Source organism: candidate division WOR-3 bacterium, assembly GCA_039804165.1.
Taxonomy (GTDB): Bacteria; Hydrothermota; UBA3072; order UBA3072; family UBA3072; genus JAFGHJ01.
Window position 1 is genome coordinate 61,464 of the sequence record JBDRZZ010000006.1, and the last position, 13,937, is coordinate 75,400.

Here is a 13,937-nt window from a genome sequence, read left to right on the forward strand (position 1 = left end):
CTTCAGAGATTTTATTTTTATTTTACTCTGAAATTACATTTATAACCTTTTTACCGTGGCGTCTTCCGAATTCTACTCTACCAGATTTTAAAGCAAAAAGGGTGTTATCTCCTCCCATTCCAACATTCCAGCCAGGATGATATTTTGTTCCTCTTTGGCGGATTAAGATGGATCCTGCTTCTACTCTTTCTCCCTCAAATCGTTTAACACCAAGATATTTTGGATTTGAATCCCTACCATTATGTGAAGAACCAACGCCCTTTTTATGTGCCATTTATGAACCTCCTTTATTTTTTCTTCGTTGTTTTTCCTTTTTTTGTGGTTTTTGTAGAGGTTTTCTTTGTTGTTTTTGTTTTTTCTTTTTTCCCTTTGGCTTTCTTTTCTTTTTTCTCTTTCATTTCTATTTTTTCAATTTCTTTTGCTTCTTCTATAGGTTCACTCACTATCGTCTCCTCTTTTGGCTTTCCAAGTAGAATATCCTTTATTTCTATTTCTGTATAAGTTTGGGTATGTCCTCTTTTTCTTCTATATCTATTCCTTCTTTTGAATTTAAACACCAATATTTTATCATATTTTCCATGAGAAACAACCTCTGCAACCACAGAAGCTCCTTCAACATAAGGTTGTCCAATTTTTAGATCCCCATTTTTTAATAGGAGAACTTTATCAAAAGTTACAGTTTCCCCAATTTTGTTATTTAAACGAGGGATCTTTAGTTTATCTCCTTTATTTCCAATATATTGAAATCCTTTAGCTTCAAAGACTGCAAACATCTAAACCTCCTTTCTTATCTTATTCAGAATCCTTGGGTTCTACTGGAGTTTCTGGGATTTCTTCTAGTGGAAATTCTACTTTTTCTTCTGAGAGTCCTTTTCTTAGCTTTTTTTCTATTTTTCCTCCTTCAGTTTTGGTAACTCGCGGAATTCTTATTGCTATTGTTGTGGAAGTAAGGAAAAATAAAGCTGCCAGAACAATCGTTACTTTTCTTAGGAAAATAGAAGCACCTCTTCCTCCGAAGAGGGATCCACTTCCTCCTCCTCCAAAAACAGAGCTCATACCAGCTCCATGAGATTGTTGCATAAGAATAACTAAAATTAAAAGCACTGCAAAAAAAACGTGGAGAGTTATAAGAAAACCTAACATCTAATCTCCTTTGCTATGTTTACCATTTCTATAAAACCATTAACTTCGAGTGAAGCGCCTCCAATTAAAGCTCCATCGATGTTTTTTTTAGAGATAAATTCTCGTATATTGTGTGTTTTAACAGAGCCTCCATAGATGATTCTAACTTTCTCACCTTTATTTCCTAACTTTTCTCTTATAAGAGAATGCATCTCCTCTGCCTCTTCAGGATGGGGAGTTTTTCCGCTCCCAATTGCCCAGACAGGCTCATAGGCAATTGCAAGATTTTCTGGAATGTATTCAATTCCTAACAATGCTTCTTCTATCTGGATGTTTAGAATTTCCTTCGTTTTACCTTCATCTCTCTCTCTTTCTGTTTCTCCTATACAAAGAACAACCTTTAACCCTTCTTTTAAAGCCTTTTCAACTTTCTTTCTAACAGTTGCATTTGTTTCTCCGAAATATGTTCTCCTTTCAGAATGTCCTATTATTACCCATTCCACTCCAAGCTCTTTAAGGAAAAGAGGGGATATTTCGCCTGTATAGGCTCCTTTATCTTCCCAGAAAAGATTTTGAGCACCAATAGAAATTCCAGTATCCTTAAAGCTCCTTATTGCTTCCGGGATGGAGGTAAAGGGTGGAGCTACAAAAACATCCACTCCGTTTGCTGAGAACTTTTTCTCCTTAATCTCTTTCGCAAAATTAGCCGTTTCCTTTACTCCATTATACATTTTCCAATTTCCGCCAATAAGCATTTTTCTCATTTCAAACCCCTATCCTGCAATTATCTTTATTCCAGGTAATTCCTTTCCTCCTACAAATTCAAGAGAAGCTCCTCCTCCTGTAGAAAGATGAGTAACTGAGATCTCTGTTCCTTCGAAGACTTTGTCAGTATCTCCGCCCCCTACCACAGTGAAACCTCCTTTTTCTGTAAGTTTACCAATTTCTTTTGCGATTTCCCAAGTTCCTTTATCAAAGGGAGGTTTTTCAAACACTCCAAGAGGTCCATTCCAGAAAAGGGTTTTAGAGCTTGCGATTATTTTCTTGTAGATTCCTATAGTCTTTTCTCCTATGTCAACTCCCATTTTTCCTTTTGGAATATCAAAAGAAGAAACAACGTTCCATTTTACATCAGGAGGAATACTTTTTATATCCTTAGTGTAGTCTATAACCACTACGTCTTCAGGAAGAAGGAAGTTTTTCTTTTCTTTTTCTATAATTTTAATAGCCTCTTCAACATCTTTAAGCAACTCTTTTTCAATAGGAGAATCACCCACATTTCCGCCTTTAAAATGAATAAAGCTAAAGCACATTGCACCCCCAATTAAGATATTATCTGCAAGAGGAGCCAGATTTTTTATTACAGGGATTTTTGTTTCTAATTTTACTCCTCCAAGCACTACCGTGAATGGTGATTCTGGATTTTCAAGAAGTTTTGAAAGATTCTTTATCTCTTCTAACATCAAGAATCCAATAGCTTTTTCTTTTATAAATTCGGCAACTCCATAAGTAGAAGCGTGGGCTCTGTGAGCTGTAGCAAATGCATCATTTACATAAACATCCCCAAGATTACCAAGGAGTCTTGAGAATTCTTTATCGTTTTTTTCTTCTTCCGGATGGAATCTTGTGTTTTCTAGTAGAAGTAAGTCTCCACTTTTAAGAGAGCTTACCTTTTTTTCTACCTCAGGACCTACAGTTTTTTCTATAAACTGGACTTCTTTTCCTAATAGCTCTGAAAGTCGCTTAGCTATAGGCATAAGAGATAGCTCTTTTACAACCTTCCCTTTTGGTCTTCCAAGATGAGACATCATAATTGTAATAGCTCCATTCTCCATTAAATAACGAATTGTGGGTAAGCTTGCTCTAAGCCTTGTATCATCCTCTATTTTTCCTTCTGATATTGGAACATTAAAATCAAAGCGACAAAGGACTCTTTTGTTTTTTACGTTAAGGTCTTTAATTAAAGGAACTTTATTAATCATAAGGACTTCCCCATCATTATTGCTACATCTATCATTCTCATAGAAAATGCCCATTCGTTATCATACCAAGCAAGCACTTTCACGAGAGTTCCTTCAATCACTCTAGTGTACTCAGGATCAAAAATTGCGGAATGAGGATTGCCAATAATATCCATAGAGACAATTGGATCTTCTGCATACTCAAGAATTCCCTTAAGTTCGCCTTTAGCATATTTCTTAAAAGCTGCATTTACAGATTCTACAGAAGCTTCCTTTTTGACTTTACAAACAAAGTCAACAACTGCGCCATCAGGCACAGGGACTCTCAGAGCAATCGCATCTAACTTTCCTTTTAATTCTGGGAAAACCTCTGTCGTTGCCTTTGCTGCTCCTGTCGTTGTTGGAATAATAGAAAGAGAGGCAGCCCTACCTCTACGCCAATCTTTTGCTGGTAAATCAAGAACTTTTTGAGAGGAGGTATAAGCGTGAGCTGTGCTCATAAGACCATATTCTATTTCGAAAGTTTCATGCAAAACTTTTACAACAGGAGCAAAGCAGTTTGTTGTGCAAGAAGCGTTTGAAACAATGTGATGTTTTTTAGGATCATATTTTTTGTGATTGACTCCATATACAATCGTAAAATCTCCTTCTCCCTTAAAGGGTGCTGAAACAATAACCTTTTTGGCTCCTGCTTTAATATGCTTTTCCGCAAGTTCTTTACTTCTAAATACTCCAGTTGCCTCCATTACAATATCTGCACCTAACTTTTTCCATGGAATTTCTTCTGGTTCTTTTACCTGAGTGAATGGGACCTTTTTACCATTAACAATAAGGGTGCTTCCATCTACCTTAATCTCTCCATTAAATTTTCTGTGAACCGAGTCATATTTGAAGAGATAGGCTAAATCTCCGAGATCTGCAATATCATTTATTCCAACAATCTTTATGTCTTTTCTATTAATCGCTTCTCTAAGAACACACCTCCCAATTCTTCCAAAACCATTTATACCAACTCGAACTGCCATTTTAAAAAACCTCCTTTTTAAACTTTTTATATTTTTACCATAAAACTAAAACCAAAAGCAAGATTATTAAATACGCTTGAGCTTCTATTTAACTCAAGATTTACATCTTCTTCATCTTTTAACTCATCCTGGATTATATTTGTCATAATAGAAAGTGCAAGGTGAGTAATATCATACTTAATTGGTAAATAAAACTTTAGGTAATCTCTTTCGTAACTAAATGTTAGGCCTAATTCTGCTGTGGGAATAATTACCCAATTTAACTCTTCTGTTTTTTTACCTCCAACAATAACCGCATCTGCCGCAAGACCAAAATCTATATCAATAAGAGGAACAGGTATTCCAAAGTAAAGGCAAGTTCCTATTTTGCTTAAAGTGTAATCCGCAGGAAATGTAAGTCTACCATTAAAACCTAATTTTACGGGTAGATCAAGTAAAGCTCCAAAATTAAAACTTGAACCACTAAATTGTAAAGTATAATCTTCACCAGATTCAGAATTTTCCTCTCGGATCATACTATCAATTCTAATAATTGCTCTTCCCGTAACAAGAGAGTCTTGAATGATGGTTAAATTTGTTGAGTCAACGCTTACAAAGTCTTCGGGTAGCTCTGAAATTCTTGAGAAACTCCAGCTATAAGGACCCTTTAACTCATAATTTGCACCAAAGTCAAATCCGAAAGAAAGTTTTAAAATGGGAGGGGTGAATAACATCCCAAGAGTAAAAACAGGATGAGTTGCAGAGAATCCTGAAGAGTGAATTTCTCCTCTGAAAAGATCATCTTTAAGATCCAAGGCAGCAGAAAAGTCTCTTACAATCCAAGTGTCTCCATCATCATCTGTTACAGTGGTGTCGTTTACCTCACACACTAAACTATCAATACGAGCTGAGAAATTCCCTTCTCCTACAAGTTTACAATTTTGAAGTTTAAGACCTACTCCTAAACCCAGGGGTCCAATATTAATTCCTGTCCCAAGAAAAATTGGGAAATCAGAGTATTCAACTCTTAAAGGAATTGGATTATCGAAGTAAAAAGCTCCTTTAAATAAAGGATTAACTTTTACTGTATCTCCATATTCAATTTCTGAGATGTCTTCATGAGTTAGTTTTAAAGGCTCATCTAGATGGAAATTTCCATATAAGCTTCCGCTTAAACTGATTCTTCCTCCGACTCTATAACCTGCTCCATAAGAAACTCCAATACCTACCATTCCGAATTTTTTTGCAAAACCCAAGAAGTTAATTCCTCCTAAAGTAGAATACTCTCCATACAACTCATTTCTATTAATGACCTCTACTTTTTCCTTAGTTTCATCTTCTCTCTCAACTTCAAAGGAAAGTTTCTCCAAATCTATTTTTGTTTTCCCAAATATTGAAATAGCACCAATAAATTGAGTGTTTGGAGCTTTTCCCAGAGTTGCGGGGTTTAGATCAGCTCCGATAATTCCAAGCCCAAGGGTTGGAGTAAAAAATCCTTTTTCAATAAAGAAAAGATCCACTTCATTTGAACTTCTATATATTTTGCAATAGTTTTCTCCGTCAATATTAAGAAGGACCGAAAAAATTAAATAAAAAAGCATAAATTCCTCCTTTTAAGGGTTCACCCTTCCCAAAGTTCTTGGGAAAGGAATTGTTTCACGAACATGGCTTGTCCCAGAAATCCAAGCAACTGTTCTTTCGATTCCAAGTCCAAATCCTGCATGTGGGACAGATCCATATTTTCTTAGATCAATATACCATTTAAAAGCTTCCTCTGGTAAGCTTCTTTCTTTTATTTCTTTTTTTATCTTTTCTTCATCAAATTCCCTTTCTCCTCCTCCTACAATTTCTCCATATCCTTCCGGAGCAAGGATGTCAAAAGAAAGAGTTGCCCCTTCATTTCCTTCTTCCTTTCTCATATAAAAAGCTTTTAATTCCTTAGGATAATGCGTCACTATTAAAGGTGCATTTACACTTTTCCCAAGAATAGTTTCATGTGGAGCTCCAAAGTCTTCTCCAAATTGCATTGGTTCACCCAACTCATTTACTTTCTTAACAGCTTCTTCATATCTAATTTTTGGGAAAGGAACTTTAATTGATTCAAGGGGGGTAATGTTTCTTTCAAGTATTTCTAACTCTCTTCTCCGATTCTCTAAGACTCTTATGACAATATATTCAATCATCTCACTGGCAAGTTCTATTGCATCTTGAAGGTTAGCAAAGGCAATCTCAGGTTCCACTTGCCAGAATTCTGTTAGGTGCCGCCTTGTTTTAGACTTTTCTGCTCTAAAACAAGGGCCGAAGCAATAAACTTTTCCAAATGAGGCAGCAGTAGCTTCACAATAAAGTTGACCACTTTGCGAAAGATAAACTGGTTCTCCAAAATAATTCACTTCAAAAAGAGTTGTTGTTCCTTCGCAGGCAGAAGGAGTGAAAATGGGGGCATCAAATCTCATAAAACCTTTTCCCCATAGAAAATCCTCAATGGCTTTCATCACTTCTGCTCTTATCCTTAATATAGCCCATTGCCGTTTTGACCTAATCCAAATATGTCGGTTTTGGAGTAGAAAATCTACCCCATGAGATTTCGGAGTGATTGGATAATCCTTGCTATCTGCTACAAGCTCAATAGAATCTATAGAAATTTCGTAGCCCATTGGAGCTCTTTTGTCTTCTCTTACTTTGCCTCTTACTATCACCGAACTTTCCTGATTTAGATTATCTAAAAGATAAAAACTCTTGGGATCGGTGTCTCTTTCAGTAGCAACACCTTGAATTATCCCCGTTCCATCTCTAACAAGTAGAAATCTAACTCCTCCTTTTGATCTTTTATGGTAAACCCAACCTCTAATTTCTACTTGTTCTCCAACAAAATTTGCTATATTTTCTATATAAGCCCACTTCATATTTATCTAATTTACAATGAAAATAACAAAAATACTCCTCCCTCTTTACCAAGTGAGGTTCTTTTTAAAAAGCTATTTAACTTTTTCATTTTCATTATAATAAAACAAACAAAAAAGTCAACTCTTTATTATTAAAATTTAATAAAAGTATGTTTTAATTTGTATTCTATCTATAAGATTTTAGAAAATCAAAGTTTAGAATAAGTCTATAATTTTTCCCTGGAACTATTTTGTTTTTATCTTTTTAAGTGAGCTTAACTCTTATGAATTTTTACGGGAAAACCTTGACAAGAATAATTTAAAATATAAAATTTTAATTAAGCGAGATTAATTAAGCGAGATTAGGGAGGTTAAATATGAAAAAGACGTTGTTAGAGGTAGAGACGTTGGTGGATGAGGTGAAGTGGCCTGGCATGTATGAGGTTCAATTTGATGGTAGGGGATTATCTTCGGGGATATATTTTTATAGGCTGATAGGTGGAGATTATATATCTGTAAGGAAGATGAATTTGGTGAAATGAAAGTTATTTATCTTCCTGATGAAGGCTAAAATGCAGATATTCTAATTCTGATAATTAGATTGTGAAACGGTTTATTCATAAAGTTTATAAATTATGGAGGTATGATATGAGGTATTTTAAATATTTTTTGTTTGTGTTTATTACTATGGGTTTATATTTGAATGGACAGGGTATAGTGGATATATCTTCAGATTTGATAGTCTACTGGAAGTTTGATGAGGGGACAGACACGATAGCGAGGGATGTATCTGGTTATCATATGCATGGAGTTTTGAGAAATGCAGGATGGACAGGGCAAGGGAAATTTGGTAAAGCGTTGTCGATAGAAAATGGTATAGGTTATATGGGGACAAAGGAACAGAATTTAGAGATACCTAAAGAGCTGAGTGTAAGTTTTTGGATATACAGAAAAGGACCTAACGGAAGTGGAGATGAATGGCTTGTATCGAGGAATAAATATGGTAGGCCATTTTTTATTAATGTAACCAAGGGAAAGAAGATAAAGGCATTTATAAGGGGTATAAATAATGGAGTTTATGTGACAGCGAATACGAGTATACAGGATAGTGTGTGGAATCATATTGTAGTGACATATAAGAGTGGAGAAATCAAAATATATATAAATGGTAATCTTGACAAGGTGGACACGACTTTGAAAGAGGATTTGTACTATGACGGTAAGAAGTATAGTATAACGGTAGGGTCGACAGACACATCGAACTTTGCCATGTATGGTTATTATGATGAGGTTCGGATTTATACTAGGGCTTTAAGTGCGAGTGACGTTAGGGCTTTATACGATGGGACTGGATTAGATGCGACACCACCATTGCCTGTAGGTTATGTATATGATGGGTTGAATGCGGATATGGATAGCACTATATCACAGACATCCCTTAGTGCGAGTTGGGGTAATGCGAGTGATCCTGATTCGAAGATAACGAAGTATTATTATGCTATAGGGACAAGTCCAGGTGGGAGTAATGTAGTAGATTGGACAAGCAATTCTGTTAATACGAGTGTATTTTATAGGGGGCTGAATTTAACGGTTGGAATGACATATTATTTTTCGGTTAAGGCTGAGAATAGTTCAGGTTTGCAGTCGACGGTTGTATCTTCGGATGGGATTAAAGTTGTGCAAGGTAATTTTCCGAATTTGATTGAGCAAGTGAAGGATACGTTAGCTCACTGGAAAATTGATTTAAGTTATACTCAGTATCTTCCGCCGTTATCAGAGATATTAAATAGGCCACATTATGATGTTAGACAAGGTGGATTATTTACCTGGCATACTATATGGCAGGATCCACCATCCAGTCATCGGACTATTGAGGATATAGATTCAGTGGGAATAAAAACAGTCAGGGTTGGTAGTTACTATAATACGATGCCGAGGCATGATGAGATAAAAAATATGGCTCTCTCGATGCGTAATTTAAAGATGAAAGTACTCTATACTTTATTAGCAAAGCAAAGATATCAGACTGGGGAGTTTAGTTCGGATGAACAATGGATTGATAGTGTGTTGGCTTTTGTGGATAGGATGATAGGTACATTTGGACCGAATGGTTCGTTCTTCAAAGAAAATCCGGATGTACCATATGAACCGGTGATATATTGGGAGGTATGGAATGAACCAGCGCTTTACTATATGTTGGGTAGAGATTATTGGAATGCATTAAATGAAGAGGGAAAGGCGGATTTGTATGCTCGGATGTTGATGGCGGTTTATCGTCATATTCGTTCTAAGCCTGAGTGGAACGATGTGAAAGTAGTTGCGATGTCTTTGGTTGGTACTGGCTTTTTCTCGCTTGTAAATGATGCGATAATTAAGTATGGTGGAAATCCCAGAGATTACTATGATATTGTTTCTTTTCACCCTTATGTAGGTGGGCCACCGGATGTTGAGAATGTTATGATTGATTCAGTTACCGGTCAAGTTGCTTACAGGAAGTCAGTGATTAATATGACAAAAACTCTTAGAGATTTAATGGCAAAATATGGGGTTTCGGATAAGCCTGTATGGTTTACAGAGATAGGTTGGTCAAGGTATAATGGGTTAAATCCGCCAACGGGTAGGCCATATCCTGTTTTAGAACGACAGCAGGCAGCATATGTTGTCAGGTTATACGCACTTGCATTGCGTTTAGGAATTGACCATGTTCATATTATGTTTGTATCGGATGGAGATGGTTCTAATTCAGGATTCTTTTATACAATAACAGAGCATGGTAAATTAGTATATCGAGGTTGGTATGAGGTAGCACATGCGGTAAGAAATTTTTACAAGGTACTGCCAGCGCCGAAGATAATTGGAGCGCTGAGTGATGGAGAGAAGGGGTTATATGCGTATTGGATGAAGGCAAACGAGAATGATCCTAACTCTAAGACGGTTTTAATGGCATGGAATGCAGAGTTGCCGATGGCGATAAATTTTCCTGCGAGTAATCCTAATGGGGATTATCTATTAGTGGACATGTTTGGGAATACTGCAATTATAAAGCCGCAGAATGGGCAGTTGGAGATACCTATAGGTCCTTACCCTGTTTATTTAATGGAAGGCACGGAGATACCTACGTATACATTTATTAATCCACCTGAGGAGTTGAAGGTGACGTATGTTGACAGGGAGAAGGGGAGAGTTGGATTAAGTTGGTTAGCGAGTTCTTCATCTGGAGTAAGTGGGTATCATATAATACGGAATGGAGAGGTGGTAGGTAGTACAAGTGGGACGAGTTATGAAGATAGTGGAATATTGTCGGATAGAGATTATACGTATGCAGTTCGTGCATATACGGCAAGTGGTGTAACGAGCATAATTTCAAATGAGGTTCAGGTATTAAGGTTGAGAGATTCGGTAGATCAGGATGACCAACAACCAATGAGATTTGAGTTATATCAGAATTATCCGAATCCGTTTAATCCTGTGACGAGGATACAGTATGAGATACCGAGTCAGGGTAGGGTATTGTTGAAGGTATATGATATACTAGGTCGTGAGGTAGCTAAGTTAGTAGATGAGGTAAAGCAGGCGGGTAAGTATGAGGTAGAGTTTGATGGTAGTAAGTTGTCGAGTGGGGTATATTTTTACAAGTTGATGGTAGGTGATAATGCATTTGTGAGAAAGATGGTGTTAATAAAGTAGTAGGTAATTTAAGATAATGGAGGGTTGTTATGAAAAAGATATTATTAATTGTTTGGACAACGATACTTTTGTCTTTTGCAGTTTTAAGCCAGACGCATCTTACTGTATTTCCAGGCACCACTGTAGAAGTAGGAGAGGAAGTGTATTTTGATGCGATATATTATGCGAGGACAATTTCGGATACGCTTGAATTTGAGTGGGATTTTGGAGATGGTTATAGGATGTATATAGACACTTCGGATGGGAATCCGTTTGAGTCTGGGGTAGCAGTGGTTCATTATTTTATGAAGCCTGGAGTGTATACTGTTAAGATGGAAGGGTCTTACTATAAGTTAGTTGGAGTAAGTAAGCCGGTAAAGCTCAATACGGTAGCGGTAGATTCAGTTGTTATAACTGTTACAGGGGAGGCACCTATTGCAGGATTTGAGGTATTACGAGCGCCATTTCATGGAAGGGTAGCGCAGTATTTATATGCAAAGGTTCCGGCTGGGTATAGTCCGAGTCAAGTTAGTGCCAGGATTGAGAAGGTAGGTGGAGGATATAGTGAGGAGTTGGTTGGTACGACGGTAGATACGTTGCAGAGGTTTTTGTTGCGGAATGCTCAATTGCCTATGGGGGATTATGTTATTACATTTGAGTTGAAGAGTGGTCAGAGTGTGGTTAGTCGGATAAGGGAGAAATTTACGAAGCCATATAATGGTGCGCCAGTAATTGGGATAGATGAGAATAATGCCTTTGTTTTGAATGGGACGACGTACTTTTTCCCTATAGGACCGTTTATGAGTAGTAATACCTCACTATTGAGTAGGGTATCGACTGCTCTACATACTGAAGGGTATTACCCTTCTCATAATCCATCGACATGGGTAGATTACATTTCTCAAGGTAGAGCTTATAATTTGATGACAATAGGTCCAACCAGATGGGAAGGTTTTATATCGGAGCCAGCATTTTACAAACGAAACTCAAAGGTAGATAGTATTGTAATATATGTACAAACAGCGAAGAATGAGCAAGGGTTATTTGCGTGGTGTTGGTGTGATGAGCCGGAGCTTGGAGGTCGTTGGGCTCAGGTGCCTACACAAGTATTGGCAGCATGGGCATATAGGACTCGGTTAGAGGATCCACATCATTTAGCAACAAATCAGCTGTATGGATATAGTTACCAGAGGTATAGAAAACCGAAGCAGAGTAATACGTTATCTGCAATGTATATGTATCGGCACAATGCGCCGTGGTATGGAGGGAAGAGGCATTTTTATGGGGATTTTTACACACATGATGCATACCCGTTAGAGGCGCAGGAGCATGCATCGTTTAAAGATTCAACTGCAGGTATATTTGAGTTATGGTTTGAGAATCTAGATGTATTCAGGTGGGTAAATTGCGATCTTATACCATTAGGTGCATGTGTAGAAACGCAGAATGTGACATCTTGTAGTAGGATGGATCAAGAGGATTACACTACCTCATGGGATGCAGGTCCGACGCCGGATGAGCTGAGGATGGAGTTATGGGGTGCAGTTGTTCATGGTATGAAAGCAATAGTATACTTTGATTTATTTTCTCCTACGCCGGCGGAGAATTTTAGTGTTATGGGAGAATTTAAGGAGACAATTACAGCGTTGACGCCGGTAATATTTTCAGTGCCATCGACGAGGGTTATGACGCATAATTGTAACACGAGGGGGAATAGAGTAGATATAATGGTACGTGAGCATGGGAATGATGTATATGTATTTGCGGTAAGGGTGAGTGAGCCGGAGGGTGAATGGGATGAGGTATATGAGCCTGAGAAGATACGTTTTGAGTTGAACACAGGGATAAATATTTCGAAAGCGTATGATGAGTTATCGAGGTATAGGTGGAGTTATGTGAAGTTAGATGCTACTGAGGGGCAGAAGGAATTTAGTTGTGTAGTTCCGGAGGGTAGTATAGTACCTGGTAGTGTAATAATATCTGCTGTAATAAATAGTGCAGCATCGCAGGGGTATCCTGATTCATTAGTAGATCAACATACAGGGAAGAAGTATCCGACGGCATTAGATATAGTTGGTAATTTGAAGTATGGATATGATGATGGGAATGGGAATATTATACCACACGCAAATTATGGTGGTAAGAAGTTAACAGGGGCGGTTAATTATTCGACTGGGCAGATACAGTTTAGTTTTGAGACTGGAATACCGGAGGGGAAGGGATTTGTGCAGGTAGCGTATGCGCCTGGCAATAGGCAAGCTCGAGAGGTTTCGATTAATAATGGAGTTATCAGTGAAGATCTTGAGCGGAATGCGGTGAGGATATATAGGATACCGCTTGATTCAACTGGAGGTGAGGGAAATGGTCCTGGCAAGTTTAAATTATATCAGAATTCTCCTAATCCGTTTGATTCTACTACGGTGATACGGTATGAAATTCCAAAGGAGGTAAGAGTGATATTAAAGATGTATGACCTCTTAGGACGGGAGGTGACTACTTTGGTTGATGAGATCAAAGGACCTGGAAGGTATGATTTAAAGTTAAATGGAGAAAAAATTCCTTCTGGAATATATTTTTACAGGATGATAGCGGGTGAGTTTGAGGCAGTAAAAAAGATGATATTGATAAAATAGAATAATGGACTTCTAAAAGGAGGTTTAAGAATGAAGAAACAAATAGGGATAAAATTGCTTTGTCTTTTTATACTTTATAGTGTAAGAATGTTTGCGGTCTCTGCGGATTCGATTAAGCAGGGAGAGGTGGTGTGGAAGTTTTCTGAGCCACGGCCGGTGGGGCAATTTGCTAATGGAGACTGGTGGGTATTGGCGCCTGTGACTATAACTGAGATATTGCCGAAATATGAGAAGATTACGGACTCGGTGAGTGTGTATTCGAAGGTAGTATTGTTGACATTTTATATAAATGGATGGGAGGTAAATCCGGTTGCGAACCAATACAAACATGGATTTGATGGGGCATTGTATTATAATGTTAGTGATCCTAGTAAGAGTTATTTTGATTCGACGTTAGTACCTAAGTTACCGTATACGGTTACGGTGGGTGCAGTGGATAGTTCGGGTGGTGCGGTATCGATAGTCAAGGCGGTATCGAATTTGGATAAAGGTGGTAAGAATTATTTGCCATATAGGCGGATTAAGTCTGCTAAGGTATTGACAGTTGTATCGAGTATACCACCAGAAAATGGATCAAAGTTATTTAGGCCTCCGTATGTTAGGGGAGAGAAGCCGTTTTATTCGGTAGATAGTATACGGTGGGACAGGTTACCGTCTTACGATTCT

At 37.6% G+C, this 13,937-nt stretch carries 11 protein-coding genes; 3 read left to right on the forward strand and 8 right to left on the reverse strand.

All coding sequences use genetic code 11. The annotated features are described in order from the left end of the window. Positions 1 to 22 precede the first annotated feature (22 nt). The 8 genes from rpmA to asnS are packed head-to-tail and all read right to left on the reverse strand — an operon-like array spanning position 23 to position 6,993. A complete protein-coding gene (rpmA, locus tag ABIN61_03910) occupies positions 23 to 274 on the reverse strand; it encodes a 50S ribosomal protein L27 (GenBank protein ID MEO0293353.1) in 252 nt (83 codons plus the stop codon). Positions 275 to 287: 13 nt separating this feature from the next. Continuing rightward, entirely contained in the window at positions 288 to 773 is a 486-nt protein-coding gene (rplU, locus tag ABIN61_03915) for a 50S ribosomal protein L21 (GenBank protein MEO0293354.1), read from the reverse strand. Positions 774 to 792: 19 nt separating this feature from the next. Continuing rightward, positions 793 to 1,143: a preprotein translocase subunit SecG gene (gene secG, locus ABIN61_03920; protein ID MEO0293355.1), complete on the reverse strand. Its 351-nt coding sequence runs from the start codon at positions 1,141 to 1,143 to the stop codon at positions 793 to 795. Continuing rightward, complete coding sequence (tpiA, locus tag ABIN61_03925; protein MEO0293356.1) at positions 1,137 to 1,886, reverse strand: triose-phosphate isomerase; 750 nt, start codon at positions 1,884 to 1,886, stop codon at positions 1,137 to 1,139. Before tpiA ends, secG begins: the two co-directional genes overlap by 7 nt. A 9-nt stretch (positions 1,887 to 1,895) precedes the next feature. Beyond that, complete coding sequence (locus tag ABIN61_03930) at positions 1,896 to 3,101, reverse strand: phosphoglycerate kinase (GenBank protein MEO0293357.1); 1,206 nt, start codon at positions 3,099 to 3,101, stop codon at positions 1,896 to 1,898. Beyond that, positions 3,101 to 4,108, reverse strand: a complete 1,008-nt coding sequence (gene gap / locus ABIN61_03935; GenBank protein ID MEO0293358.1) for a type I glyceraldehyde-3-phosphate dehydrogenase — start codon at positions 4,106 to 4,108, stop codon at positions 3,101 to 3,103. The genes ABIN61_03930 and gap overlap by 1 nt, the downstream gene beginning before the upstream one ends. A gap of 26 nt (positions 4,109 to 4,134) precedes the next feature. Beyond that, entirely contained in the window at positions 4,135 to 5,688 is a 1,554-nt protein-coding gene (locus ABIN61_03940; protein ID MEO0293359.1) for a hypothetical protein, read from the reverse strand. 12 nt (positions 5,689 to 5,700) lie between these two features. Beyond that, positions 5,701 to 6,993, reverse strand: a complete 1,293-nt coding sequence (gene asnS, locus ABIN61_03945) for an asparagine--tRNA ligase (protein MEO0293360.1) — start codon at positions 6,991 to 6,993, stop codon at positions 5,701 to 5,703. Positions 6,994 to 7,349: 356 nt separating this feature from the next. Here asnS and ABIN61_03950 point away from each other — a divergent pair, with 356 nt between their 5' ends. The 3 genes from ABIN61_03950 to ABIN61_03960 all read left to right on the forward strand — a co-directional run bounded on the left by ABIN61_03950 (position 7,350) and on the right by ABIN61_03960 (position 13,271). Continuing rightward, positions 7,350 to 7,514: a hypothetical protein gene (locus ABIN61_03950; protein MEO0293361.1), complete on the forward strand. Its 165-nt coding sequence runs from the start codon at positions 7,350 to 7,352 to the stop codon at positions 7,512 to 7,514. 106 nt (positions 7,515 to 7,620) lie between these two features. Continuing rightward, on the forward strand, positions 7,621 to 10,659 hold the full coding sequence (locus ABIN61_03955; protein MEO0293362.1) for a LamG-like jellyroll fold domain-containing protein: 3,039 nt from the start codon (positions 7,621 to 7,623) through the stop codon (positions 10,657 to 10,659). Between the two features lie 29 nt (positions 10,660 to 10,688). Beyond that, the gene (locus ABIN61_03960; GenBank protein ID MEO0293363.1) at positions 10,689 to 13,271 is read left to right on the forward strand and encodes a T9SS type A sorting domain-containing protein; all 2,583 of its coding nucleotides are present in this window, start codon (positions 10,689 to 10,691) and stop codon (positions 13,269 to 13,271) included. Positions 13,272 to 13,937: the final 666 nt, after the last annotated feature.